Origin of the sequence: Dyella sp. 2RAB6, assembly GCF_052115385.1 — a bacterium.
Lineage (GTDB): Bacteria > Pseudomonadota > Gammaproteobacteria > Xanthomonadales > Rhodanobacteraceae > Dyella_D.
This window is the reverse complement of the sequence record NZ_JBFRGP010000026.1, coordinates 16,515-42,343: the sequence shown is the minus strand read 5'-3', so window position 1 is coordinate 42,343 and position 25,829 is coordinate 16,515. Positions and strand designations below refer to the sequence as shown.

General features: G+C 67.1%; 26 protein-coding genes, 1 tRNA gene and 1 pseudogene. 19 read left to right on the top strand and 9 right to left on the bottom strand.

The window, feature by feature from the left end:
• The first annotated feature begins 213 nt into the window (after positions 1–213).
• From AB4083_RS21200 to AB4083_RS21165, 8 genes and pseudogenes are all read left to right on the top strand, one after another.
• Positions 214–1,059: a GPO family capsid scaffolding protein gene (locus tag AB4083_RS21200; protein ID WP_441610494.1), complete on the top strand. Its 846-nt coding sequence runs from the start codon at positions 214–216 to the stop codon at positions 1,057–1,059.
• A gap of 69 nt (positions 1,060–1,128) precedes the next feature.
• A pseudogene (locus AB4083_RS21195) lies at positions 1,129–1,398 on the top strand (P2 family phage major capsid protein); the annotation flags it as partial.
• Positions 1,399–1,401: 3 nt separating this feature from the next.
• Positions 1,402–1,890 carry a phage terminase small subunit gene (gene gpM / locus AB4083_RS21190; protein ID WP_441610493.1) on the top strand — a complete coding sequence of 163 codons (489 nt, stop codon included), beginning with the start codon at positions 1,402–1,404 and terminating at the stop codon, positions 1,888–1,890.
• Between the two features lie 75 nt (positions 1,891–1,965).
• The gene (locus AB4083_RS21185) at positions 1,966–2,340 is read left to right on the top strand and encodes a putative holin (RefSeq protein WP_441610492.1); all 375 of its coding nucleotides are present in this window, start codon (positions 1,966–1,968) and stop codon (positions 2,338–2,340) included.
• Between the two features lie 2 nt (positions 2,341–2,342).
• Entirely contained in the window at positions 2,343–2,825 is a 483-nt protein-coding gene (locus tag AB4083_RS21180; protein WP_441610496.1) for a hypothetical protein, read from the top strand.
• Positions 2,822–3,394: a phage tail protein gene (locus AB4083_RS21175; protein ID WP_441610491.1), complete on the top strand. Its 573-nt coding sequence runs from the start codon at positions 2,822–2,824 to the stop codon at positions 3,392–3,394. Before AB4083_RS21180 ends, AB4083_RS21175 begins: the two co-directional genes overlap by 4 nt.
• Before the next feature lie 239 nt (positions 3,395–3,633).
• Positions 3,634–3,843, top strand: coding sequence for a hypothetical protein (locus AB4083_RS21170; RefSeq protein WP_441610490.1), 210 nt, complete (start codon positions 3,634–3,636; stop codon positions 3,841–3,843).
• Between the two features lie 447 nt (positions 3,844–4,290).
• Complete coding sequence (locus AB4083_RS21165; RefSeq protein WP_441610489.1) at positions 4,291–5,361, top strand: RelA/SpoT domain-containing protein; 1,071 nt, start codon at positions 4,291–4,293, stop codon at positions 5,359–5,361.
• A gap of 104 nt (positions 5,362–5,465) precedes the next feature.
• Here AB4083_RS21165 and AB4083_RS21160 read toward each other — a convergent pair whose 3' ends face one another.
• Both AB4083_RS21160 and AB4083_RS21155 read right to left on the bottom strand, forming a co-directional pair.
• Positions 5,466–6,722, bottom strand: coding sequence for a tyrosine-type recombinase/integrase (locus AB4083_RS21160; protein ID WP_441610488.1), 1,257 nt, complete (start codon positions 6,720–6,722; stop codon positions 5,466–5,468).
• Between the two features lie 219 nt (positions 6,723–6,941).
• Positions 6,942–7,018, bottom strand: a tRNA-Met gene (locus AB4083_RS21155).
• A gap of 189 nt (positions 7,019–7,207) precedes the next feature.
• Between AB4083_RS21155 and AB4083_RS21150 the strand changes: the two genes are divergently transcribed.
• The 8 genes from AB4083_RS21150 to ampE all read left to right on the top strand — a co-directional run bounded on the left by AB4083_RS21150 (position 7,208) and on the right by ampE (position 12,354).
• Complete coding sequence (locus AB4083_RS21150; RefSeq protein ID WP_441610487.1) at positions 7,208–7,768, top strand: RNA pyrophosphohydrolase; 561 nt, start codon at positions 7,208–7,210, stop codon at positions 7,766–7,768.
• A gap of 66 nt (positions 7,769–7,834) precedes the next feature.
• Positions 7,835–8,032 carry a (2Fe-2S)-binding protein gene (locus tag AB4083_RS21145; RefSeq protein ID WP_441610486.1) on the top strand — a complete coding sequence of 66 codons (198 nt, stop codon included), beginning with the start codon at positions 7,835–7,837 and terminating at the stop codon, positions 8,030–8,032.
• 138 nt (positions 8,033–8,170) lie between these two features.
• On the top strand, positions 8,171–8,641 hold the full coding sequence (gene bfr / locus AB4083_RS21140; RefSeq protein WP_214572875.1) for a bacterioferritin: 471 nt from the start codon (positions 8,171–8,173) through the stop codon (positions 8,639–8,641).
• Positions 8,642–8,774: 133 nt separating this feature from the next.
• Positions 8,775–9,524: a DUF6776 family protein gene (locus AB4083_RS21135; protein ID WP_441610485.1), complete on the top strand. Its 750-nt coding sequence runs from the start codon at positions 8,775–8,777 to the stop codon at positions 9,522–9,524.
• Positions 9,511–9,939: a bactofilin family protein gene (locus AB4083_RS21130; protein ID WP_441610484.1), complete on the top strand. Its 429-nt coding sequence runs from the start codon at positions 9,511–9,513 to the stop codon at positions 9,937–9,939. Before AB4083_RS21135 ends, AB4083_RS21130 begins: the two co-directional genes overlap by 14 nt.
• A 58-nt stretch (positions 9,940–9,997) precedes the next feature.
• On the top strand, positions 9,998–10,375 hold the full coding sequence (gene erpA / locus AB4083_RS21125) for an iron-sulfur cluster insertion protein ErpA (protein WP_441610483.1): 378 nt from the start codon (positions 9,998–10,000) through the stop codon (positions 10,373–10,375).
• Positions 10,376–10,387: 12 nt separating this feature from the next.
• Positions 10,388–11,380, top strand: coding sequence for an NAD(+) diphosphatase (nudC, locus tag AB4083_RS21120; protein WP_441610482.1), 993 nt, complete (start codon positions 10,388–10,390; stop codon positions 11,378–11,380).
• Positions 11,381–11,484: 104 nt separating this feature from the next.
• On the top strand, positions 11,485–12,354 hold the full coding sequence (gene ampE / locus AB4083_RS21115; RefSeq protein WP_441610481.1) for a regulatory signaling modulator protein AmpE: 870 nt from the start codon (positions 11,485–11,487) through the stop codon (positions 12,352–12,354).
• Between the two features lie 18 nt (positions 12,355–12,372).
• Here ampE and AB4083_RS21110 read toward each other — a convergent pair whose 3' ends face one another.
• From AB4083_RS21110 to AB4083_RS21080, 7 genes are all read right to left on the bottom strand, one after another.
• Complete coding sequence (locus AB4083_RS21110; protein WP_441610480.1) at positions 12,373–14,247, bottom strand: MFS transporter; 1,875 nt, start codon at positions 14,245–14,247, stop codon at positions 12,373–12,375.
• 167 nt (positions 14,248–14,414) lie between these two features.
• The gene (gene purD, locus AB4083_RS21105; protein WP_441610479.1) at positions 14,415–15,695 is read right to left on the bottom strand and encodes a phosphoribosylamine--glycine ligase; all 1,281 of its coding nucleotides are present in this window, start codon (positions 15,693–15,695) and stop codon (positions 14,415–14,417) included.
• Positions 15,696–15,762: 67 nt separating this feature from the next.
• Positions 15,763–17,127 carry an AMP-binding protein gene (locus AB4083_RS21100; RefSeq protein WP_441610478.1) on the bottom strand — a complete coding sequence of 455 codons (1,365 nt, stop codon included), beginning with the start codon at positions 17,125–17,127 and terminating at the stop codon, positions 15,763–15,765.
• A gap of 189 nt (positions 17,128–17,316) precedes the next feature.
• Entirely contained in the window at positions 17,317–17,889 is a 573-nt protein-coding gene (locus tag AB4083_RS21095) for an L-threonylcarbamoyladenylate synthase (RefSeq protein ID WP_441610477.1), read from the bottom strand.
• The gene (locus tag AB4083_RS21090) at positions 17,890–20,406 is read right to left on the bottom strand and encodes a DNA topoisomerase I (protein WP_441610476.1); all 2,517 of its coding nucleotides are present in this window, start codon (positions 20,404–20,406) and stop codon (positions 17,890–17,892) included.
• A 137-nt stretch (positions 20,407–20,543) separates the two neighbouring features.
• On the bottom strand, positions 20,544–21,677 hold the full coding sequence (gene dprA / locus AB4083_RS21085; RefSeq protein ID WP_441610475.1) for a DNA-processing protein DprA: 1,134 nt from the start codon (positions 21,675–21,677) through the stop codon (positions 20,544–20,546).
• A gap of 77 nt (positions 21,678–21,754) precedes the next feature.
• On the bottom strand, positions 21,755–22,879 hold the full coding sequence (locus tag AB4083_RS21080; RefSeq protein WP_441610474.1) for a LysM peptidoglycan-binding domain-containing protein: 1,125 nt from the start codon (positions 22,877–22,879) through the stop codon (positions 21,755–21,757).
• Positions 22,880–23,067: 188 nt separating this feature from the next.
• Between AB4083_RS21080 and def the strand changes: the two genes are divergently transcribed.
• Genes def through rsmB form a run of 3 tightly spaced genes read left to right on the top strand, consistent with a single transcriptional unit; the run spans position 23,068 to position 25,807 of the window.
• Positions 23,068–23,577, top strand: a complete 510-nt coding sequence (gene def / locus AB4083_RS21075) for a peptide deformylase (RefSeq protein WP_441610473.1) — start codon at positions 23,068–23,070, stop codon at positions 23,575–23,577.
• 11 nt (positions 23,578–23,588) lie between these two features.
• Positions 23,589–24,515, top strand: a complete 927-nt coding sequence (gene fmt, locus AB4083_RS21070) for a methionyl-tRNA formyltransferase (RefSeq protein ID WP_441610495.1) — start codon at positions 23,589–23,591, stop codon at positions 24,513–24,515.
• On the top strand, positions 24,512–25,807 hold the full coding sequence (gene rsmB, locus AB4083_RS21065; RefSeq protein ID WP_441610472.1) for a 16S rRNA (cytosine(967)-C(5))-methyltransferase RsmB: 1,296 nt from the start codon (positions 24,512–24,514) through the stop codon (positions 25,805–25,807). The genes fmt and rsmB overlap by 4 nt, the downstream gene beginning before the upstream one ends.
• Positions 25,808–25,829 lie beyond the last annotated feature (22 nt).

The window sequence follows — 25,829 nt, the reverse complement described above, 5'->3', positions numbered from 1 at the left end:
CATCCCTGCCAATACAGGGCGCGCGCCATGCGGCGCTGATCGACGTCGGGGGGTGGAATGAGCATGGCGGCATCGTCGCCGAGCGCTTGGCTTTCGCAGGGCTCGCGCGGGTGGATGAGTCCACTCCTACACCCGTCTCGCGTTGCCGCTTTGCACCTGCGTGCCGACGATGGATGCGCCCCTTACTGCGCCCACGTCACCGAGGTTTTCCCCATGGCCAAGAGCAAGTTTTTCCGCGTCGCTGTTGAAGGCGCTACCACCGACGGCCGCACGATGGAGCGCAGCTGGATTCAGGACATCGCATCGCACTACAGCCCGAACACCTACGGCGCGCGCATCTTTCTCGAGCACCTACGCGGCATCCTTCCCGAGGGACCGTTCAAAGCCTATGGCGATGTCACCGCGGTCAAGGCTGAAGAGATCACCACGGGTGATCTGAAAGGCAAGCTCGCGCTGTTCGCCCAGATCGAACCGACGACGGAATTCGTTGCGATGGCAAAGGCCAAGCAGAAGATCTATCCCAGCATCGAGGTCAATCCGAAGTTCGCCGATACGGGTCGCGCCTACTTGGTGGGTCTGGGCATTACCGACAGCCCGGCCAGCCTCGGTACCGACATGATGCAGTTTGCCGCCGGCAATCCGGCGATCAGCCCGTTCACCGCGCGCAAGCAGTCGCCGGACAACCTGTTAACCGCCGCGACCGACGCCGTCGAGATTGAATTCGAGGACGAGGCGGCGGCGCCGTTGGCACTGTTCTCCCAGATCAAAGAGCGCCTGGCCAAGCTCACCACCAAGGCCAAGTCCAGTGACGCGCAGCTCGCCGATGTGGCCGCCGCGATGGATGGCCTGACCGAGGTGGTCGAATCCTTCGCCGAGCGCGACACCGCCCTGGTGACCGAGCTTTCCACGCTGAAAGAACGCTTGGCCGCCATCGAGCGCAACGCGACGACGGCGCAGACCGAATTTGCGGCACTGCGCACGCAGCTGGGTCAGACCGAGGCCGCCCCGCGGCGCCCGGCCGCCACCGGCGGCAACGGCACCGCGCAAACCGACTGCTAGTCGGTCACGACATTCAAGAACGCCTCACCCCTTCGCGCACGCCCCGGAGCTCGACCCATGCGTAACGACACCCGTCTCATCCTGGCGCAGCGCCGTGTCGGCAACCAGGCCGCAGCCGGTGTGCCGTTCTTCCCGTCCAACGCGATCCTGGTGACCAGCTACGACAACCTGTCGATCTACTGGCAGGAAGGTGGTCGTCGTCGCTTCATCAAGGAAGAGCCGGAGTGGAAGCGGGTGACGAACTACGAGAGCTCCAACGACGCCTACGTCGTGGAGGACTACGGTCACGGCTGCCTGATCGAGAACATCGTCGTCACCGGCGCGACGAAGGTCATCTAAGCCATGCCGTCGCCTGCCCAACTGCATCGCCAGCGCATCCTCGCGGCACAAGCCACGGCCCGTGCGGCGGAAGACGGCGAGGCCTCCCTGTCGGGGGGCTCCGCCTACGAGCTCATGCGCGCCAAGCTGGCCGAAGACAAGCGCGTCCTCAAGGACATCAAGTCGATCGAGCAAAAGATCGCTGTGAAGCGGCAGCGTCTGCCTGAGTACGCCGCGTGGATCCGCGGCGTGCTCGAGGCCGACCAGCCTGTGCAGGATGACGTGTTCGCCACCGTGATGGTGTGGAGCATCGACACCGGTGAGATCGGCCAGGCGCTCGACATGGCTGAGCACCTGCTGAAACACGACCTGCGCCTGCCCGAGCACTACCAGCGCGATCTCCCCACCCTGGTGGTGGAGGAAATTGCCGAACGCGCCGGACTGCCCGATGGCGGCCACGTCACCGGCGACGATCTGCTGCGGGTCCCTTTCTCCCTACCGGGTACGCCGTAACGCTGCCCGATGCCGTGATGCGAGTACCGGTCGAGACCGGGCTCGTGCAGCTCTGGACCTGACACAGGAATCCCCATGGCCGAACCCACTACCACCAGCACCACCCTTGCCGGATTGGCGGCGGCCGGCGTGAGCGTGGCGAGCCTGCTGCCCGGTATGGATGGCAATGCCATCGTCGGTGCGTTTGCCGGCGCCGCTCTTATGGCGCTGCATGCGCGCGATATCGGCATCCCGAAGCGGCTGGCCGCGGCGTTTGCCCAGGGTGAGGCTGAGCACCTGGGCACCTTCGTGCGTTTCGTGCAGGGAGATCCGGAGCTTCATAAGGCGCTGCGCGGCCGCAAGTGGGCGGCGTTTGCTAAGCGCTACAACGGTCCGGCCTACGCCGACAACCTGTACGACACCAAGCTCACGCGCGCCTACGCACGCCATATCGCGGTCGCTGCCGCATGAGCATGCTGCGTCAAGTCCTGCTCGCCATCGCGCTGCTCGGTACGCTGTGGCTCTACCACACGATCACCGTCGGCCGGATCGATGACGCCGAAGCCCGTGCGCGCTCGGCGGAGGAACGTTCGCGCGACCTAATCGGCGAGCTGGCCGCGAAGACCGATGGCGAGCGCGTCGTGACCCAGTACGTCGATCGCGTGCAGATCGTGCGCGAGAAGGGTCAAACCATCCTCCACAAGGTGCCGATCTATGTTCCTACGTCCGCCGATGCTGCTTGCATCGTTCCTGTTGGCTTCGTGCGCCTCCATGACGCCACCGCGACGTCCACAATGCCCGATCGCCCCGGAGCTGCTGATGCGCAAGCCAGCGGCGTTGCGCTCTCTGCCGTCGCCGGCACCGTCGTCGACAACTACACCACCTGCCATGCCATCACCGAACAGCTGACGGCGCTGCAGGACTGGGTGCGGGTCAACAGTGGAGACGTGCCATGAAGAAACCCGATAGCCTGCGTGCTGCGCTGGTGGCCGCACTGCCGGATCTCGCGCGCGACCCGGAACGCTTTCTCGTCTTCATCGACAAGGGGTCGCTCCACGCAACCTACGTGCCCGGCTTGTCCTTCGAGTGCGCCTACACGCTCAACATCATCCTCACCGACTTTGCCGAGGATCCGCTGATCGTTTGGGTCGCACTGCTTGCCTGGTTGTCCGCGAACCAACCCGAGCTGCTCGACAACGTTGATCTGCGCCGCGAAGGCGTGAGCTTTGAGGCGGACATCACCACCGTGGGCGGTTGCTTGATCCGTTTCGCCGGGGCGTACCAGAGCGACGACACCGGTGCGGTCGATGCCGTCGAGGTCGTCGTGCGCGGCCGACACAAGGAGCTGGACTTTGGCAGCGCCAAACCGGGCGACAACACGCAGCACAAGTTCACCACGCCCTGCAGCTACTACAAGCTCAGCATCAACGGCGCCGTGAAGATCGAGATCGATCTGCTCAACATGCTCTTCCTCGTCGACGGCGTCGATCGCCTCGCCGAACAGCGCCGCGCCCTCGGCATCTAACCCCCATGACCACCGATCGCCGGCCTCGAGCCGGTGATCGGCCTGCTTGCGCTCACAGGAGAAGTGCCGGGTGTTTCGTCGCGATCGCGCGGCGCGCTCAAGCGACGATTGAAGCGAGCCGCGCCAAGAAATTGACGGGGTGGTCCGAACATTGCTCTCGAAGGAACTTGCGATTTCGCGGTGCCGCGCAGTGATACCGGCACGGCGATCGCTCGTGAGTAACTCAAGGAGTACGAACAATGACCGAACCGGACCGCCATCCCCCCGACCTCCTTCGCGAACTCGAGGCGCTGCGACTGCGCCTCGATGCGCTCGATGTCGTGGCCACCGGTATTTGCGAAGGTATGCGCCTGAACGTTTTGCAGCCCGATGCGGCCTATCAGCTACTGGATATGATCAGTAGCGATCTGAAAGCCCGTACTGACAAGCTCGTGGCCATAGCCACCTGAGACGGCGCCGCGGTCGTCAGTCAGCGATACGGCGGCGACCGCCATCATTTCAGCCATGTATGGCTCATCTGATTGGGCCCTTTCAGTGAAGTAGTGGCTACGCTAGCTATGATCAGCGAACGGGAAATGTCCAATTTCGACCAGAAGCCGACATTTCAGGCAGTAACGGGGACGGTGATGACGGCGAGCACTAGTGCGAGGCTTGTTTACTCTAGTTCTCAGCGCTCCATGATGTGGCAAAACATTCCGACTCGTAGTTGTCTTTGTACCGAAACGAGATCACTCAACATAATTAAACGGAAGAGATGACGCATGGAATGGGAGCGACCGCGATATACAAGGGGCTCAGTGCGCCGTGCAGGCGACACTCTGGCGCGACGAGATGTTCCAACGTTCACTGCAGAGAACCTGGCTGACCCAAACTTCTCCAAACGGCGCCAGGAATACATGGCCGCCCACGTGGTGTTCGACAACTGGCGCTCTGCACACGCGTACCCGCTCAACACGTTTCAGGTCACGCTTCGCGCTCGAGCGCAACGTATAGACCGGAACGCACTTACCGCTCAAAGGTTGAAGCGAGCGCCTTCCATCATGGCTAAGCTCCAACGCTTCGCAGCGATGGATCTGGCGCGCATGCAAGACATAGGCGGTTGTCGAGCAATCTTGCAGGATGTTGAGGCCGTCTACGCCCTAAGGGCCGCATTCAATGACAGTCGCGCGAGGCACGTACTGGAAAGCACCGACGACTACATCGTTGCCCCCAAAGATGACGGCTACCGCGGGATCCACCTCGTTTACAAATATGTAGGGCGCGGCACAAAAACGGCTTACAACGGATTACGCATTGAAGTCCAGCTTCGAACCAAGATTCAGCACGCCTGGGCTACTGCAGTGGAAACGGTCGGACTTTTTCGCCGAGAGGCTATTAAAGCAGGCGAAGGCGATCCGCGATGGCGCGAATTCTTCAAGATCGCGAGCAACGCCTTCGCGAGGCTAGAGGAGCACGACCTGCATGTCACTGCCGAGCATCAACGGCTCGCCCTCCAGTTGCAGGCGCAGGTGGATGAATTGGAGGTGCTCAACCGTCTCGCGCACTATAGCGAGGCCCTCCGCTTCGTGCAGGAGGCAGGTCAGACTGGTGAAGCGTCGATGTATCTACTCGAGTTAGATCTCGACGAAGACGAGCTATCGGTGCGTTCATTCAGGGACTCGGAGCGTTCACGAGCACAAGAGGCATATGCCGCCGCTGAGGAACGCCTCGGTGATCGCGGCGACGTCGTGCTGGTGACAGTGGAAAACGTTATGGCACTTCGTAAGGCCTATCCAAACTACTTTGCGGATACAACACTATTCCTGGAGGTGCTCGAGGCAACATTGCGATGGGACTACCTTTACATCGCCCCCGAATTGCCCTTTCCTCCGCTTACATCTGCGCCAATGCTGCCGGTTGTACGTGACGAATGGTGGCCCAAGGGTATTCCTAGCAAAGTGCGCCGCAAGCGGCGACGACTTAGGTAGGCGACGCGCCCTCGTTTATGGCCAAGGTAACGGCAGGATTGCTCGCCAAGCAGGGAACAACGGTCATACCCGAGCGCCCTGAGACCTGTCGGCTCAGATCGCGATCACGCAGCAGCTCGGCTGGCAACCGCAATGCGAATCTCCGCGTCTAGCCTTCCGACCTGCAGCTGATCGAGATAATCGGACCAAGCCTGAAGCATACCTTTGCGGCCTTTGAGATATTGCGCCTGGTTATAGATGTCGCGCACAGCATCCTTATCCTTATGTGCAAGCTGTCGTTCTACCCAATCGCCATCCCAACCGGCCTCATTGAGCAGCGTGCTCGCCATGTGGCGATAGCCATGGGTGACAATCTCGCCCTTGAAACCCAGACGTGCGATCGCTGCGTTGAGGGTGTTCTCGGACATGGGTCGGCCACGATGCACGGCGTTTGGGAACACATGCTGGCCGTTGCCGGTAATCGGTCGCAGCTCTCGAAGAATCGCAACGACTTGCCGCGATAGAGGGATGACCAGCGGCGGCGCAATGGCTTTTTGCTTTTTGCGACCTTTCAACTTCGCGCCGGGCACAGCCCATTCACCCCGCTCCAGATCCATTTCCGACCACTCAGCAAAGCGAAGGTCGCCAGGGCGGCAGAAGACGCGCGGACTAATCTGCAGCGCAGCGCGCACGATGTACGTCCCTGTGTAGCCGGCAATCGCTCGCAACAGTTCGCCAATGCGGGCTGGCTCCGTGATGGTGGGAAAGCGTCCCGAGATCAGCTCGGGCAGTGTGTCTTTCAGATCCGCTGCAGGATCTCGATCGGCGCGCTCGGTGGGAATGGCGTACCGGAAGATTTGGCTCAGGTGCCGACGAATCCGGTGCGCCGTATCGAGAGTGCCGCGCGCGACGACGCGCTGCAGGACAGCGAAGATTTCCGGCGCGGCGATTTCCTTCAGCGGGCGATCGCCGAGCCAGGGAAACACGTCGTTTTCTAGCCGTAGTACGACCTTCTCGGTATAGCTATCAGCCCAGCCGATCCGCTTGACCTCGATCCACTCGCGCGCGACAGCCTCGAGGGTATTTTCGGCCGCAACAGCCCGAGTCAGCTTTTCGGCCCGTCTCTGCGCCACAGGGTCAACACCGTTGGCCAGGTGACGGCGCTTCTCGTCAGCGGCCTCGCGCGCTTGAGCCAACGTCATGGGGGGATAAACGCCGAGGCCAAGCATCTTGGGCTTGCCGGCTGGATCGCGGTATCGCAGGCGCCAATACTTTGATCCGTTCGGCTCCACCTGTAGGTTCAGCCCCTTGCCATCAGGCAAGCGATACATCTTCTCGCGCGGCTCCGCATTACGAACCGCAAGCACAGTCAACTTCGACACGCTGTCTCTCTCCGTGAGGCCGCCTTCCGGTGCGCTGTGAGTACTTCCCTCGAAGCGCTGTCCCGAGGCCGCTTTGTACTCACAAATATACTCACAATATGCGTGCGTTTTGCTGCGATCCAGTGAGACGACCTGAGAACACAGATCGACGAAAACCGCGCCAGAATGCGCCCTGCGGGGCGTTTCTGATAACGCGTGAGATCGCTTGAGAAGAGGGAGTGGTGGCTAGAGGCGGGATCGAACCGCCGACCTCAGCATTATGAGTGCCGCGCTCTAACCATCTGAGCTACCTAGCCACGGTAAGGTCTTCGCCCGGCGGGGCGCGGGAGCACCGGGGCGAGGGCCCGAAAGTCTAGTCGGCCTTAGCCATGGGTTCAAGTCTGGGGTTCAGGCTTAGCTTGCCGGTGCTTCCGGGGCTGTGGTTGAATCGGTCGCGGGAACAAGGTGTTGCCGGCTTCATGGCAGCACCTGCCCTAGGAGAAGACATGATCGACGTCGATGGCTACCGTCCGAATGTGGGCATCGTGCTGCTGAATACAGACGGCCGCCTGTTCTGGGCGCGCCGCGTCAATCGTGATGGCTGGCAGTTTCCCCAGGGCGGCATGCGCAGCGACGAGACCCCGCTGGAAGCCATGTACCGCGAGCTGACCGAGGAAACCGGCCTGGGCGCCGCGGACGTCGAAGTGATCGGCGCCACCCGCGGCTGGCTGCGCTACAAGCTGCCCAACCGCTATCTCCGCCACCACCAGCGCCCCATGTGCATCGGCCAGAAGCAGGTGTGGTTCCTGCTGCGCCTGGTCAGCAACGAGGACGCCTTCTGTCTCGACGGCTGTGAGAAACCCGAGTTCGACCACTGGCGCTGGGTGGATTTCTGGTACCCGGCCAACCACGTGGTGAACTTCAAGCGCCAGGTCTACGAGCGGGCGCTGCGCCAGTTCGCCCCCATGGTGGAGACCCTGCTGAGCATCCAGGTCGGCAACCTGCAGCGGCAGGACGACGCCGAGCGGCCGGCCGGCGGCAGCGGCCCGGGTTGCCAGGCGGCCTGAATACCCGCCCCGGGCATGCGGGCACATCAGTTGACAATCATTCGCATTTGCGTTCCCATACGCTTCATGTACATCTGCATGTGCAACGCCGTTACCGACCACGACATCCGCCGCGCCGCGGCCGATGGCGTGCATTCGTTCGCCGAGCTGCAGTCCCGCACCGGCTGCTCGGACTGCTGCGGCTGCTGCGAGCAGGAAGCGCGCGCCACGCTCGACAAGGCGGTCCAGCAGATGCTGCTGCAACTGCCCATCGTCACGGCTTAATACCGTCCCCACGGTTACGTTGGCGCCCGCGGTTCGCCGCGGGCGTTTTCGTGTGAGCGAAGCATTCCTATTTGCGTTCCATCATGGCGCGGCAGCGATCCGTATAGTCGCCAGTTGCAGCGATCAGGAGACAACACCATGAAGGGCGACACCAAGGTCATCGAGTTCCTCAACAAGGTGCTCTACAACGAGCTCACCGCGATCAACCAGTACTTCCTGCATTACCGCATGTTCAAGGACTGGGGCTACGGCGAGCTGGCCGAGCACGAGTACAAGGAATCGATCGAGGAAATGAAGCATGCCGATCACCTGATCGAGCGCATCCTGTTCCTCGAAGGCCTGCCCAACCTGCAGCACCTGGGCAAGCTGCGCATCGGCGAGAACGTGCTCGAATGCATCCAGGGCGACCTGGACCTGGAAATCGCCGCGGTGAAGGACCTGCGCGAAGCGATCGCCTACAGCGAAGGCATCGCCGACTACGTCAGCCGCGACATGTTCAAGGGCATCCTGCACGACGAGGAAGAGCACATCGACTGGCTCGAAACCCAGCAGAGCCTGATCAAGGACATCGGCGCGGAGCGCTACCTGCAGAGCAAGATGTCCAGCTGATCGGTCACGATCCGGACATAAACGTCCTGAAATTATCGCGAAATGCAGGGAACGGCTGCCGAAGCGTGCGGCCGTTCCTTGACGCTCTTGTCACAGCGCGGCTATACCGTGTTTTTCCCCGGGAAGGCCCCGCATGGCTTCACGTCCACCACCGCGCTTCATCGTGCGACCGCACGATATGGCCGGCCAGCGCCGTCGCTGGATCTGGCTGGGCGTGGCGTGGTTCGCCAGCCTGCTGCTGGCGGTGCTGGTCACCGGCCTGCTGGTCGGGCACGGCACGCCCGCGGCCAGCGAGCACCGCCAGATCCAGGCGCTGAGCACCGAAAACGACGATCTCAAGCAGCAGGTCTCCAACCAGCTGCGCGCCGCCCAGGTCAACGACATCGCCAACCGCTCGCTGCGCACTACCCTGGCCGAGCGCGAGGAAGAAATCAGCGGCCTGCGCACCGACCTCGACTTCTACGCCCGCCTGGTCGGCGGCGACGCCCAGCGCGGCGGCCTGCGCATCCAGAACGTGCGGGTGCAGCCGATCGACGGCACCAAGGGCTGGAACCTCACCGTCTCGCTCACCCAGAACGCCAAGCGCGGCGAAGACACCAGCGGCACCGCCACGCTCAGCGTGGAAGGCCTGCGCGGCGACAAGGTGGTGCGGCTGGAATGGCCCGCTCTCGGCGACACCGCGCAGAAGGACGGCCTGCCGTTTCGCCTCAAGTATTTCCAGGAACTGCACGCCACCATCGTGCTGCCGGCGGATTTCCGCCCCAATCGCGTGTACGTCAGCGCGCAGCCCGCGGGCGACGATGCGGTCAACCGCACCGTCGCCTGGAACGATGCCGTCGGCGGCACTCTCACCAAGCCAGGGGACTCCCATGCTCAACCGTAAGCAGCGCACCGAGCGCACCAGCAGCAGCACCTCCCACGACACCAGCCTGATCGCCCGCGGCACGGTGATCCAGGGCGACCTGCGCTTCAGCGGCGCGCTGCACCTGGACGGCCGCATCGAAGGCGCCGTGCTGGGCGAAGGCCCCGACGCCGTGTTCACCCTGAGCGAATCCGGCCAGGTGCAGGGCGACATCCGCGTGCCCCACGCCATCATCAACGGCCAGGTGCAGGGCGACATCCATATCGAAGAGCGCCTGGAACTGGCACCGCAGGCGCGGATCCACGGCGACGTGCACTACAAGACCCTGGAGATGGCCGCCGGCGCCCAGGTCAACGGCCGCATGTCGCACCGCACCGGCGAGGCCCCGCGCGAGCTGCCGGCCCCGGAAAGCCTGGGCGAAGCCATCCCTGCCTGAGCCGGGACCGAAACGCGGTATCCTTGCGCATCGCCCGCTGCAACCCCATGTGATCGCGATGGATACCGTCGTTCCCTTCCCCACCATTCCCGACTACCGCAGCGCCGGCGCGCCGCTGGTGTTCACCGAGGCCGCCGCGCACAAGGTGCGCGAGCTGATCCAGGAAGAAGGCAATCCAGCGCTGAAGCTGCGCGTGTACATCACCGGCGGCGGCTGCTCCGGCTTCCAGTACGGCTTCACCTTCGACGAGGCCCAGGCCGAGGACGACTTCGCGCTGGAGCGCGAGGGCGTCACCCTGCTGGTGGATCCGCTCTCCCTGCAATATCTCACCGGCGCCGAGATCGACTACTCGGAAAGCCTCAGCGGCTCGCAGTTCGTGATCCGCAATCCCAACGCCAAGACCACCTGCGGCTGTGGTTCCTCCTTCTCCGCCTAAAGGCCCTCGGGCATGGACAGCAAGACCCTGCCGCGGCCCAACACCTTCGCCGGCCTCAGCCTGATCCTCGATCGCGTCGCCGAGCGGCGCGAAGAGCTGGCCTGGGTCGCCGAACAGGGCGTCTCGCCGGATGCACGCTATCTGGTGCTGGACAGCCTCGGCGAAAGCTATCTGCGCAAGGACGGCGAAGCGCTGCGCTGGCTCGGCGCGGCCGAACGCGAAAGCCTGCTCGGCGACGTCGACGCCAGCCTGCTCGGCTTCGCCGACGGCCGCCCGTACTTCCTGCTGGCGCTGGACGACGCCGACCGCGCCGCCGCCCTGGAAACCCCGCTCGACGCCCGCCGCGCCAACCTGCGCGACGCCGGCCTGTGCCTGCCCGCCGACGAGGCCGGCCTGTTCGCCTACGCTAAGGGCCTGGCGCACTGGCAGCGCGAAACGCGCTTCTGCGCGCGCTGCGGCGCGCCGCTGGTGCTGGTCGCCTCCGGCCATCGCGCGCAATGCACCAACGCCGGGTGCGGCCGCCTGCATTTCCCGCGCACCGACGCGGCGATCATCGTGCTGGTCGAATACGAAGGCGCCTGCCTGCTCGGCCGCCAGGCCGGCTGGCCGCCGGGCCGCTATTCCACTCTGGCCGGCTTCGTCGAACCCGGCGAGGCGCTGGAAGACGCGGTGCGCCGCGAAGTCGCCGAGGAATCCGGCGTGCTGGTCGGCGAGGTCCACTACCACTCCTCGCAGCCGTGGCCGCTGCCGGCTTCGCTGATGGTCGGCTTCATGGCGAAAGCGCTGTCGCCGGCGATCCGCCTGCGCGACGACGAACTCGAAGACGCGCGCTGGTTCACCCCGCAGCAGATCGTCGACGGCCTCCATGACGGCAGCTTCCTGCCGTCGCCGCGCTTGTCGGTGTCGTACCACCTGCTCGCGCACTGGCTGCAGTGGCGCGCCGGGCTCGACCTCGACGTGCTGGTCGAACAGGCACGCGCACCACGGGCCACGCCGGCGCGCTGAAGCCGCGCACGACCAACGACGTATAAAGAAAGGCCTGCCCCGCGAGCGCACGGCTGTCGCACGCTCCTCGCTACAATGCGGCCAACGCAAGGGAGTCCCCATCGATGGCCGTCAGCCTGCTCACCGCCCTTATCGCCCTCGGCCTGCTGCACCTGCAGCCGGCGCTCGCGCATTGGCGCGGCGACGGCGGCTTCCGGCGCTGGGTGGCCCAGCTCGGCGACGCCAGCGGCGCCGGCCGCACGGTGATCGCGCTGGCCGTGCCGGTAGTGCTGTGCCTGCTGGCGATCTGGCTGATCAGCCTGTTGCCGGTGCGCGACCTGGTGCTGCTGGTGTTCTCGCTGGCGGTGCTGCTGTACTGCTTCGGCCCGCACGCCTACGAGGCGGATCTAGAAGCGATCCTCAAGGCATCCGATGGCGTCAGCCGCCAGGCCGCCGTGCAGGCGCTGTCGGACGACGGCGAGCCGATCGCCTGGAATGCCGTCGCCGTCGGCGAAGCGGTGGCCTATGCCGCGCTGCGCCGCCGCTTCGGCGTGCTGTTCTGGTTCTTCGTGCTGGGCCCGGCCGGCGCGCTGCTGTACCGGCTGGCGCAGACGCTGCGCAGCGACGCCTCGCTGCGCCTGGACAGCGATGCGCAGGCACTCGCGCGCCGCATCGCGCACGGCCTGGACTGGGTACCCGCGCAGCTGATGGTGTTCACCCTGGCCCTGGTCGGCCACTGGGACGCGGTGATCGGCGCCTGGCGGCAGTGGCACCAGCAGGCGATTCCCGGCAGCTGGCTGCGCGAAGGCCCCGGCTTTCTCGGCGCCGCGGCGCGTGCGGACATTGAAGTCGATATCGAAGCCGGCGACGGCTATGCCGAAGAGCGCATCGACGTGCTCGGCGAACTGCGCCGCCTGCGCAGCGCGCTGCTGCGTGCGTTGCTGGCGTGGCTCAGTGTGGTGGCGCTGATCGTGGTGGCCGGCTGGCTGCACTGAGCCGCCGGCTTTCCTGCATCAGGCCTTGTCGCCGCGCAGTACGCGCACCCGCTCCTCCAGCAGCGACAGCTGAGCATCGGCCGGCGCCACCGGCTCACCCACCACCAGTTCGACCCTGGCGCGGAAACGCCGCGGCAGGCGTGCGCGGCGCAGCAGGTTGTCGCGCCGGCTCCACACGCTGCCCCACAAGCCGCGCAAGGCCATCGGCACCACCGGCACCGGGCGCCCGTGCAGGATGTGCGCGACACCGGGACGGAACGTCGCCACCTCGCCATCCTTGGTCAGGCCGCCCTCCGGAAAGATGCACACCACTTCGCCATCGGCGAGCGCGGCATCGACTTCTTCGTAGGCCTTGCGCAGCACGTCCGGATCTTCCTTCTGCCCCGCGATCGGAATCGCCTTCGCCGTGCGGAACACGAAGTTGAGCACGGGGATATTGAAGATCTTGTAGTACATGACGAAGCGCGCCGGCCGGCGCAGGTTCGCCATCAGCAGCAGCGGGTCCATGAAGCTGACATGGTTGCACACCAGCAGCGCCGGCCCTTCTTCGGGAATGTGCTGCGTGCCGTCCACGCGCACGCGATACAACGTGTTCACCAGCACCCAGGTGATGAACCGCATCAGGAACTCGGGTACCAGGGTGAAGATGTACACCGCCACCGCGATATTCAGCAGCGCCGTCGCCAGGAAGATCTGCGCCGGCGTCAGCCCCGCCGCGCTCAAGCCCAGCCCGAAGCCGGAAGCCACGCAGATCCACAGCGCATTGAGAATGTTATTGCCGGCGATGATCCGCGACAGCTGCTCGCGCGGCGCGCGGCTCTGCACGAACGCGAACAGCGGCACCACGTAGAAGCCGGCGAACATGCCGACCAGGGTGAGGTCCAGCGCAATGCGCCAGCTGCCGGGCGAGTGCAGGAACGCCGTCCAGTCCAGCCCGTGCATCAGGGCCAGGCCCGAGCGCGCGAAGTACAGGTCCACGCCGAACACGGTCAGGCCGAACGCACCCAGCGGCACCAGGCCCACTTCCACCCGGCGCCCCGACATGCGCTCGCACAACAGCGAGCCGATGCCCGTGCCGATCGAGAACAAGGTCAGCACCAGCGTATTCACCGAACCGTCGCCACCCAGGTTCAGGCGCGTGTAGTTCGGCAATTGGGAAATCAGCACGGTGCCGAAGAACCAGAACCAGGAAATGCCCAGCACCGCGTTGAACACCGCGCGATCGGCGCGCGTCAGCTTCAGCACCTTCACCGTTTCGGTATACGGATTCCAGCTGAAACGAAGTTCCGGCGCGGTCGCCGGCGCCGACGGAATCTGCCGCGAAGCCAGATAGCCGATGCACGCCACCACGATGGTCAAGGCCGACGCCGCCACCGGCCCGAAGCCGGCGATCAGCATCAGCGCATTGCCGGCGATCATGCCCACCAGCATCGCCAGCTGCGTGCCCATCTCTACCAGGCCGTTGCCGCCGACCAGCTCCTGCGGCCTCAGGGCCTGCGGCAGGATCGCGTACTTGATCGGCCCAAACACGGTCGAATGCAGGCCCATCAGGAACAGCACCACCAGCAGCAGCGACACGTGGTGCGTATAGAAACCGATCGCCGCCAGCAGCATCGCGCCGATCTCGAACAGCTTGACGAAGCGGATGATGCGCGTCTTCTCGTACTTCTCGGCCAGTTGCCCCGCGCTGGCCGAGAACAGGAAGTACGGCAGGATGAACAGCGCCGGCGCCAGGCTGGTGTAGAGCGACACCGTGCGGTCGTCCAGCCCCATCTGGAACGCCACCAGCATCACCATGGCGTTGCGGAACGCGTTGTCGTTGAACGCGCCCAGTGCCTGGGTCCAGAAGAAGGGCGCGAAGCGGCGGCTGCCCAACAGGGAGAACTGGCTCATGCAGGTCCTTGGCGTCAGAGCGACGGCATAGCCTAGCTGGAAATCCAGCCTGCAAACCGCAGAAGCAGCGTAGGTTGGGGTGAGCCGAAGGCGAACCCCAACATGGCCAGGCTCATCGCACCGTTGGGGTTCGCCTTCGGCTCACCCCAACCTACGCCGTGCGTTGTTCAGCGATGCAGCGCGCGGTGCGCGATGTCGCGCCGGCAGAACGCCCCGTCGAAATGCAGCTTCGACGCGGCCGCATAGGCCTGCTGGCGCGCCGCCGCGATGTCCTTGCCCAGCGCACACACCGTCAGCACGCGGCCGCCGGCAGTGGCGGGCTGGCCCTGTGCATCGAGCTTCGTGCCGGCGTGGAAAACTTTGACGTCCGCGCCGAACGCCGTATCCAGCCCGGTGATGACATCACCGCTGCGCACCTTGCCCGGATACCCGCCCGCCGCCATCACCACGCCGATCGACGGCCGCGCATCCCAATGCGCCGTGGTGTGGCGCAACTCGCCGTCCAGTGCCGCCTCGATCAGCTCGACCAGGTCGGACTTCAGCCGCAGCATGATCGGCTGCGTTTCCGGATCGCCGAAGCGCACATTGAATTCGATCACCTTCGGCGTGCCGCTCTTGTCGATCATCAGGCCCGCGTAGAGGAAGCCGATGAACGGCGCGCCCTCGGCGGCCATGCCGCGCAGGGTCGGCTCGATCACTTCCTTGAGGATGCGGCGCTCGACTTCCGGCGTCACCACCGGTGCCGGCGAATACGCACCCATACCGCCGGTGTTGGGGCCAAGGTCGCCCTCGTCGCGGCGCTTGTGGTCCTGGCTGCTGGCCATCGGCAGCGCGTGGCTGCCGTCGCTCATCACGATATAGCTGGCTTCCTCGCCTTCGAGGAATTCCTCGATCACCACGCGCGCGGAGGCGTCGCCGAAGCTGTGCGCGCCGAGCATGTCGTGCAGCGCCAGCTCCGCGTCGGCCAGGGTCAGCGCCACCACCACGCCCTTGCCGGCGGCCAGGCCGTCGGCCTTGATCACGATCGGGGCGCCGTGCTTGCGCACATAGGCCAGCGCCGGTTCCAGCTGGGTGAACACCGCGTAGCGCGAGGTGGGAATGTTGTGGCGGAGCAGGAAGTCCTTGGCGAAGGCCTTGGAGCCTTCCAGCTGCGCGGCGATCGCGCGCGGCCCGAAGATGCGCTGGCCGGCGGTGCGGAACTTGTCGACCACGCCGGCCACCAGCGGCACTTCGGGGCCGACCACGGTCAGCTCGACCTTTTCCTCGCGCGCCAGCTTGAGCAGGCCGTCCAGGTCGGTCACCGCCACGTCGGCGTTGCGCAGGCCGCGCTCGCGCGCCGTGCCGGCATTGCCGGGGGCGACGATCACCTCGCTGACGCGCGGCGACTGCTTGAGCTTCCACGCCAGCGCGTGTTCGCGACCGCCGTTGCCGATGACCAGAACTTTCATGCCTTGCTCCACTACCAAGGGTGCGCCTGCGTGGCGCAGCGCGACATTGTAGCGGGAGGGGCGCCCGTCAGCGGCCGATCAGTTCCATCAGCGCGCTGCGCGGCAGCTTGCCGGTCTCGTTGCGCGGCAGGGACTGGACCAGGCGCAGCGGGCGCGGCAGGAACACCGGCTCCACCGAGCCGCGCAGGGCTTCCAGAATGGTGTGTTCGTCCAACCCCGGCGCCACCACGAGTGCCGCGATGCGCTTGACCCCGATGGTGTCGCCGTCGAGCTGGAACACCACGCCGTCGCGCACACCCGGCACCGCCAGCAGGCGGCGGGTGAGATCGCCGAGCGAGGCGCGCTTGCCGGCGATTTCCAGCAGGTCCGCATGGCGGCCGCACAGGCGGAAGCGGCGGCCTTCGTCTTGCAGCGCGACGATGTCGGCCAGCGCGATCGGCTGCGCCAGCTGCGGCGCGTCGACCAGGGTGCCGTCCGGCTGCGGATGCAGGCGCACGCCGTCGTACAGCGTCCAGGGTTCGTCCGCGGCGGCGCGGCGCGAGGCGATCACGCAGGTTTCGGTGGAGCCGAACACTTCCAGCAGCGGCGCGCCGAAGCGCTGCTCCGCCGTCGCCGCCAGTTCGGCCGGCATCGGCGCGGTGGCCGAGACCATGGCCGCGATCGGCGGCAGCGCGACGCCGGATTCGATCAGCGCGCGCAGGTGGATCGGCGTGATCACCAGCACGCGCGGGCCGTGAGTCTGCGCCAGTGCGTCGGCCACGTCGGCCGGGAAGAACGGGCGCGCCGCATGCACGCCCACGTCGCCCAGCAGCGGCAGCAGCACCGAGGTCTCCATGCCGTACATGTGCTGCGGCGGCACCGTGGCGACCACGTCGAAGCGCGGGCCGACGATCGCGCGCAGCGCGCGCATATTGCCGGCGTTGCTGGCGTGGAAGCTGCCCCAGGTCTTCGGATAGGCCTTGGGCACGCCAGTGGAGCCGGAGGTGTAGCCGATCGCCACGACCTGTTCGGCGGGGATCAGCGGCGCGGGCGTTTCGCCGTCGGCCGCGGGTGCATCCAGCGCCGGCATGCGGCGGTAGCCGGGCGGCGCGGGGTCCAGCGCCAGCTCGCCCAGCGCATAGCTGCCCGGATGCGCCGCCATCACTTCCATCACCGCCTGCGGCTGGCGCGAGGACGGCAGCAGGTTGGCCTGGCCGCGCAGCGCGATGGCGCAGAACGCTACCAGGAAGGCGTAGCGGTCCTCGCACAGGTTCACCGCCGCGGTGGCGGTGGGCAGCGCGGCGGCGACCTGCTGCACGTGCGCCAGGAACTGCGCGGCGCTCACCGCCTCCGCGCCGCGCCAGGCCACCGTGCGCGCCGGCTGACCGGCGACCAGCAGCGGCAACCCGGTACTGGCCGGATCGTGGCGGTAGCTGTCGTAGACAATGGCCAAGCGGTATCTCCCCGTACTGTTCACCGGCAACGCATCCATGAAGCCGCCCCGGAAAACCGGACCGACGGAACGGATATCGGATTGGGCCCGGCGAGGCTCTTCCCATCCTCGCGACCGCCGCTGAATACCTCCCCACTGGCACCGGTAACGTCCAGAGCGCATTCAGGCGGGCCGGCGAGCCGGCTCGGGTCAGGCGCGGATGATAGCGCCGGTCAGTGCGTCGCGGATCACCGTGGGCCGCTCCAGGCCGCCCAGCGGGGCGTCCAGCACGCCGGCCAGCCGCTCGCCGAAGTAGGCCTCCACCGCGGCCGCGGAACGCGCCGGCGGCTCGCCGTGGGGGTTGGCGCTGGTCGAGACCAGGGCGCCACCGTACGCCCGGCACAGGGCGGCGGCGGGCGGGTGCGCGGTGACGCGCAGGGCGATGCCGGCATGGGCGCCGGCGACCCAGTCCGGCACCTCGGCCGAGCGCGGGAAGATCCAGGTATTCGGTCCGGGCCAGCTGGCGCGGACCTGCGCCATCACTTCGTCGGTCACCGCGCTGCGCTCGATGTAGCGCTCGACCTGCGCGAGCTCGGCGGCGATCAGCAGCACGCCCTGGGTGGGCGGGCGCTGCTTCAGCGCGAAGATCCGTTCGAACCCCGCGCGATCGTGCGGATCGCAGCCCAGCCCGAACACCGCTTCCGTGGGATAGGCCAGCACGCCGCCGCCGCGCAGCAGCGCGACGGCATCGTCCAGGTCATCTAGGGTGAAGCGGTGAGCCACTCAAGCGCCGGCCTTGCCGGCCGGCTTCTTCGCGGCGGTCTTCTTGGCAGCCGCTTTCCTGGTCGCCGTTTTCTTGCTGGCGGTCTTCTTGGCAGTGGTTTTCTTGGCGGCGGCTTTCTTCACCGCCGGCTTCTCCGCCGGGGCCTTCTTCGCGGCGGCCTTCTTCGCCGCCGGCGCAGCCTTCTTCGCCGCGCTCTTCCTGGCGCCGCCACGGCCCTTCTTCACCGGCGCGGCGGCGAGCAGCTCGACGCACTGCGCCTCGGTCAGGGTCTTCGGGTCCTGATCCTTCGGGATGCGCGCGTTCTTCTCGCCGTCGGTGATGTACGGGCCGAAGCGGCCGTTGAGCACCTGCACGCCCGTGCCGAAGTCCTGGATCACGCGGTTGGCCAGCAGCTCCAGCTTCTCCTGCACGATCTGCAGCGCGCGCGGCAGCTCGATGGTGTACGGGTCGTCCTCGGCCTTCAGCGAGGCATAGGTGTTGCCCTGCTTCACGAACGGACCGAAGCGGCCCACGCCCACCGACACCTCGTCGCCGTTCTCGGCCTGGCCGAGCTTGCGCGGCAGCTTGAACAGCTCCAGCGACTCTTCCAGCGTGATGGTGTGCATGCTCTGGCCCGGACGCAGGCTGGCGAACTGCAGCTTCTCGTCGGTGTCCTTGTCGCCGATCTGCGCGTACGGCCCGTAGCGGCCCAGGCGCACCGACACCGGCTTGCCGGACTTCGGATCCGTGCCCAGCTCGCGCGCGCCGGTGGCCTCGCTGCGGTCGACCGTCTCGGTCTTTTCCTCGACCTGCTGCTTGAACGGCTGCCAGAAGCGTTCCATCAGCGGCACCCACGCTTCCTCGCCGCGGCTGACCGCGTCCAGCTCGTCTTCGAGCTTGGCGGTGAAGTCGTAGTCGACGTAGCGGGTGAAGTGCTGGGTCAGGAACTTGCTCACCGCGCGGCCCACGTCGGTGGGCTTGAAGCGGCGGCTGTCCAGGAACACGTATTCGCGGTTGAGCAGCACCTGGATGATGCTGGCGTAGGTCGACGGGCGGCCGATGCCGTGTTCTTCCAGCGACTTCACCAGGCTCGCTTCGGAATAGCGCGGCGGCGGTTCGGTGAAGTGCTGGTCGGCCAGGATGTCGTGCAGCGCGATCTGCTCGCCCACTTCGAGCCGGGGCAGGCGGCGGCCTTCGTCGTCGTCCTCGGCGCTCTTCTGGTCGCGGCCTTCCTCGTACACGGCCAGGAAGCCCGGATCGACCACGGTGGTGCCGGTGGCGCGGAAGCCTGCTTCGCCGCCGGCGGCGTGCGGCAGGGCGAAATCGACCGACACGGTGTTGAGCGTGGCGTGGATCATCTGGCAGGCGACGGTGCGCTTCCAGATCAGCTCGTACAGCTTGCGCTGCTCGTCGTTGAGATACGAAGCCACCTCGCGCGGCGTGTACATGGCCGAGGTCGGGCGGATCGCCTCATGCGCTTCCTGCGCGTTCTTGGACTTGGACTTGTAGACCTGCGCCTGGTCCGGCAGCGCCTTGTTGCCGAAGTCGCGCGCGATCAGCTGGCGCAGCTCGCCGACGGCGTCTTCGGACAGCGCCACCGAGTCGGTACGCATATAGGTGATCAGGCCGACGTTGCCCTCGCTGCCCAGCGCCACGCCCTCGTACAGGCCCTGCGCCACCTTCATGGTGCGGCTGGTGGAGAACCCGAGCTTGCGCGCGGCCTCCTGCTGCAGGGTGGAGGTGGTGAACGGCGGCGCCGGGCGGCGCTTGCGCTCCTTGCTGCCGACGTCGCTGACGGTGAGGCGGCCGTGCGCGGCCTCCTTCAGCGCCGCGCGGGCGGCCATCGCGTCGGCCTCGTTGGTAAGGTCGAACTGCTCGAATTTCTTGCCGTACAGGCGGGTGAGGCGCGCGCTGAAGTCGCCCTCCGGGTGGCGCAGCGCGGCTTCGACCGACCAGTACTCGCGGGCGACGAAGGCTTCGATCTCTTCCTCGCGCTCCACGATCATGCGCAGCGCCGGGCTCTGCACGCGACCGGCAGAGAGCCCCCGCTGCACCTTGCGCCACAGCACCGGCGACAGGTTGAAGCCGACCAGGTAGTCCAGCGCGCGGCGCGCCTGCTGCGCGTCGACCAGGTCGTGCGAGAGCTGGCGCGGCTGGGCCACGGCGGCCTTGATCGCCTTCGGGGTGATCTCGGAGAACACCACGCGGTGCAGCTGCTTGCCCTTGGTCAGGCCGCGCTCTTCCAGGATCTCGCTGATATGCCAGCTGATCGCCTCGCCTTCGCGATCCAAGTCGGTCGCCAGATAGATGTCGTCGGCCACCTGCGCCGCCTTGGCGATGGCGTCGACGTGTTTCTGGTTACGCTCGATGATCTCGTAGGCCATGGCAAAGCCATGGTCCGTATCGACCGCGCCTTCCTTCGGCTTCAGGTCACGCACGTGACCGTAGGAGGCCAGGACCTGAAAGTCCTTGCCCAGGTATTTGTTGATCGTCTTGGCCTTGGCGGGCGACTCGACGATGAGCAGATTCTTTGCCATGCAGCGGGGTTTCCAGAAGCCAACGGCCCGCCACATGGGCGGGCCTTCTTTATTTAGTTAAAGGCATGCCGGGCCTACGCCGTCAAGCTCGGTCTCGTGAAAACGAGGCCCAGAGCCATTTCGGCCATCCGGCGCGGCTAACCCGGCAGGCGCTGGTAGCGATTGCCCGGCAAGCCGGCCACCACGCCCTCCAGCTCCAGCATCAGCAGCATCGAGGACAAGGCGGCGGCGGATTGCCCCGTGCGCCCGGCCAGTTCGTCCAGGCTAGCCGGGTCGTGGCCCAGGGCGGCCAGCAGCTGGCCGTATTCCGGGTCGCCGCTCCAGCCTTGTTGGACCGCCTGCGCGGGCGCGCCGGCGTCCAGCTGCAGCCGTGCCGCCAGCTCCACGCCCAGCGCACGCGCCTGCGGCGCCAGTACCTCGGCCACTTCGGCCGCCGTCTCTACCAGCCTGGCGCCGTCGCGGATCAGCTGGTGGCAGCCACGGGACTGCGGATTATGGACGGAGCCGGGCAGGGCGAACACCTCCCGGCCCTGTTCGCCGGCCAGGCGGGCGGTGATCAGCGAGCCCGACTCCAGGTCCGCCTCCACCACCAGGGTGCCCAGGGCCAGGCCGGACAGGATCCGGTTGCGCCGCGGGAAATGCCCCGCCACGGCCGGCGTGCCCAGCGGAAATTCGCTGACCAGGACACCTTCCTGGGCGATCCGGTGCGCCAGCGCCAGGTGCTTGCGCGGATACACCCGGTCCAGCCCCGTGCCCACCACCGCGACGGTGGGCCGGCCTGCATCCAGCGCGCCCAGGTGGGCCGCGCCGTCCACGCCGTCGGCCATGCCGCTGGTGACCACGAAGCCGGCCACCGCCAGCTCCCGCGCGAAGGCCCGCGCCTGCGCCAGCCCTGCGGCGGTGGCGCTGCGCGAACCCACGATCGCCACCTGCGGAAACAGCAGCAGCCCCGCGTCGCCGCTTACGAACAGCGCGGCGGGCGGGTTCGGGATGGCCTCCAGCAGGGGCGGGAAATCGGCCTCGGTGCAGCACAGCAGGCGGTGCCCCGGCTCGGCCAGCCAGGCCAGGTCGGCGGCGATCAGGGCCTCGTCCGGCCGCTCCAGCCAGGCCACGGCCTCCGCGCCCAGCGCGGCGGCACGGCGCGGCGCGTGCGCCAGCACGGTCTCGATGCGCCGGTCGTGGGCCAGCAGCCATTGGCGGAGGATGGAAGACCCCAGGCCCGGGGTGCGCAGCAGGACCAGCCAGGCGCGCCATGCGTCGGTTTCGCTCATCCGCGCAGTCTATGCGGCCGCGCAAACGAAAACGGCGCGGACATGCCGCGCCGTTCTGTCAGCCGATGCCGATACCGTTATTCAGGCATGGTCAGGCGGTCGCCCATGGTGATCGGCTTGATGCCGTCCATCACCAGGCCGTAGCTGACCTTGTCGAAGGTGCGGAACACCATCACGTGGCCGACGAATTCCTCCGGCAGGGTCGCGTCCTTGCCGGTGCCACGCCGCCAGCTGTCGCTGGCCACGTCGTCGTTGATGGTCTCGCCCGGATGCACGATCGAGTAGGTCTGGCCGTTCTCCACGCCGTCCTTCGCACCGATCGACAGCGCCACCACCTGGTGCGGGCCGACGGCCTCGAGCGCATCGGTGAAGCCGATCACGCGCGAGTTGTCCGGCACGGCCTTCGGCGCGTGGGGGTAGTAGTACGGGTCGTAGGGCTTGTCGTCGATGGGCAGGATGCGGTCGCCCTTGCGGATCTCCTGGGTGGAGTCCAGCAGCAGCAGGGTCGAGATATCGCCGGTGCGCAGCGTTTCGGCGTTGCCGATCACCGTCACTTCCGTGCCCAGGTCGACACCGGTGCCGTAGTGGTGGTCGCCGCGGAACTCTTCGCGCCACGGGGTGGTGACCACCGAGGCGTCGTTGTCCAGCTCATGGCCGACCAGCGGATACGGCTCGCTGCGGTCGTCCTGGTTGAAGCCGCGGAAGGTATGCGTCGGGCGCACAATGGCCCAGCGCTGGCCCGGGTCGGCCTTGAGGTTGCGCACGTAGATGTTCTGGCCGACGGTGCCGCGCAGGCGGGCTTCCTCGAAGCCGAGCACGTATGGCAACTGCTTCACTTCTTCCGAGCTCAGCACGCTCGTTTCCTTCAGGAACATGCGCAGCGCGGACAGCGGAATGGCCGGAATCGGCTCGCCTTCGGCACGCACGCGCGGCTGCAGGCCGAGGCGCGGACCGTTGATGAAGGAGAGGTTGAGTACGTCGCCCGGGTAGATCAGGTGCGGGTTCTGCACCTGCGGATTCGCCTGCCAGATCTCCGGCCACAACCAGGGCTTGGACAGGAAGCGCGCCGAAATGGCCCAGAGCGTGTCGCCCTTGCGCACGGTGTACGAATCGGGATGGTCCGAGCGCAATTGAGCGCCAGCGGCGTATACGGCGACAGTGACCAGCATGCCGGCCAGCAGCCCGATGGACTTTCTAATCATAAACGGGATTCCCCCATCCCCCGATGCTCGGCGGAGTGTAACCGATGGTTTAACGCCCGCAACCAGAGCCAGTTGGCAGAATCCTCTGCCAGACACGGGGTTGCCGACGTACAATGAGGTTCATTCTAGATCGCGCCCGGGCTGGGTTTTCACCAATTCGCCCGCATTTTTGGCGCCGAGGCAAATACATGTCGACCCTGACCATTATCGAATTCCCCGACCCCCGCCTGCGCACCAAGGCCGAACCGGTGCGCGTGTTCGACGCAGAACTCAAGCAGTTCGTCGCCGACATGTTCGAAACCATGTACGGCGCCAACGGCGTCGGCCTGGCCGCCACCCAGGTCAACGTGCATCAGCGCGTGCTGGTGGCCGACATGAGCGACGGGCGCAACGAGCCGCTGGCCCTGATCAACGCCGAGATCCTGGAGAAGGACGGCGCCCAGGTCTACCAGGAGGGCTGCCTGTCCTTCCCCGGCATCTACGCCGACGTGACCCGCGCGCTGAAGGTCAAGGTCAAGGCGCAGGACGTGGACGGCAAGGAATTCGTGCTCGAGGTGGAAGGCCCCCTCGCGGTGTGCATCCAGCATGAGATGGACCACCTGGCCGGCAAGGTATTCGTCGATTACCTGTCGCCACTGAAGCGCTCCATGCTGCTCAAGCGCCTGGACAAGCAGCGCAAGCAGGCGGCCACCGCTTGACCGGCGCGCGTTTGCGCGTCGTCTTCGCCGGCACGCCCGAGTTCTCCGTCCCCTGCCTCGAAGCCTGCCGCGCCAGCGGCGCCGAAGTGGTGGCCGTGTATACCCAGCCGGACCGCCCCGCAGGCCGCGGCCGCAAGCTCACGCCCAGCCCGGTGAAGCAGGCCGCGCTGGCCGCCGGCATCCCGGTGGAACAGCCCGAGTCGCTCAAGAGCGGGCAGGCGCGCGACACGCTGGCCGCCTACCGCGCCGACCTGATGGTGGTGGTCGCCTACGGCCTGATCCTGCCGCGCAAGGTGCTGGCGCTGCCGCGCCTGGGCTGTTGGAACGTGCATGCCAGCCTGCTGCCGCGCTGGCGCGGCGCGGCGCCGATCCAGCGCGCGATCCTGGCTGGCGACGCCGAGAGCGGCGTGGATCTGATGCAGATGGAAGCCGGCCTCGACACCGGCCCCGTGCTGCTGGAACGCCGCACGCCGATCGAGCGCGCCGACACCGGCGGTACCCTGCACGACCGCCTTTCCGCCCTCGGCGCCGAAGTGCTGGCCGAAGGCCTGCGCCGCGCCATGGCCGGCCAAACGCCGAGTCCGCGCGCACAGCCGGATGAAGGCGTCACCTATGCCCACAAGCTGGACAAGGCCGAGGCGAAGCTGGACTTCCAGCGCGACGCACTCGCCCTGGAACGCCAGGTCCGCGCCTTCGATCCGTGGCCGGTGGCCGAGGCCGAGATCGCCGGCGAAGCGCTGCGCATCTGGGCCGCCGAAGCCATTGCACGCGACCACGCCGCCGCCCCCGGCAGCGTGCTGTCCGCCGGTCGCGACGGCATCGAGATCGCCTGCGGCGACGGCGCCTTGCGCGTGACCGCGCTGCAGCGCGCCGGCGGCAAGCGCATCGGCGCCACCGACTATCTCAACGCACGCCCGGAACTGCGCAGCCCACGATGACCGATACCCGCGCCCTGGCCGCACAGGCCCTCGCCGAAGTCGCCCTGCGCGGCGCCTCGCAACGCGATGCCACCGAACGCTACGCGCCGCGCCTGGCCGACCCGCGCGACCGCGCCCTGTTCACCGCGCTGGTCAGCGACGGCGCGCGCTGGTGGCTGCGCTTCGACGCCGCGATGGACCGCCTGCTCGAAAAACCCCTGCGCCAGAAAGAACCGGCCGTGCACGCCCTGCTGGTGCTGGGCCTGGTGCAGCTGGAAATCCTGCAGATGCCCGACTATGCCGCCGTCGCCGCCACCGTGCAGGCGGCGCGCGCGCTGCAGCGTCCGCGCATGGCCGGGCTGGTCAACGCGATCCTGCGCCGCTGGCAGCGCGAACGCGTCGAACTGCTGGCGGCGCTCGACGCCAAGCCGCAGACGCGCCATGCGCATCCGGCCTGGCTGGCCAAGGCGATCGCCCGCGACTGGCCGGAACACGCCGACGCGGTGATGGCCGCCGACAACATCGAACCGCCGCTGATGCTGCGCGCCAACCGCCGCCGCACCACCCGCGACGCGCTGCTCGAACGCCTGCGCGCCGCCGGCTACACCGTCGATACGCATCCCTGGCTGGACGACGGCATCGTGCTGCCGCACAGCACCGACGTCACCCGCATGCCCGGCTTCGCCGAAGGCCACTTCGCGGTGCAGGACGGCGCTGCCCAGGCCGCGGCCGATCTCGCCGAGGTGCGCGACGGCCTGCGCGTGCTCGACGCCTGCGCCGCCCCCGGCGGCAAGGCCTGCCATCTGCTGGAGCGCGCCAAGGTCGAGCTCATCGCGCTCGAATCCGACGCCGGCCGCGCCAAGCGCATCACCCAGAACCTGGACCGCCTCGGCCTCGCCGCCGGACTGGTCATCGGCGACGCCGGCCAGCCCGAAGCCTGGTGGGACGGCCGCCGGTTCGACCGCATCCTGATCGACGCCCCCTGCTCGGCCACCGGCGTGCTGCGCCGCCGGCCGGACGTGCGCCTGCACCGCCGGGACAGCGACATCGCCACGCTGGCCGCGCAGCAGCGCCGCATCCTGCAGGCGCTGTGGCCGCTGCTGGCGCCGGGCGGGCGGCTGGTCTATGTCACCTGTTCGCTGCTGAAGGCGGAAAACGAAGCCGTGGTCGGCGAGTTCCTGGCCAGCCAGCCCGCAGCACGCGCCGCGGCTTTTACGCTGCCTTCGGGGCAGTCCGCCGGCCTGGGCTGGCAGATCCTGCCCGGCGATGGGGATCTCGACGGCATGTACTATGCCGTGCTCGAACGGCCCTGATCGCCGCCTGGCCCGGCCCGCC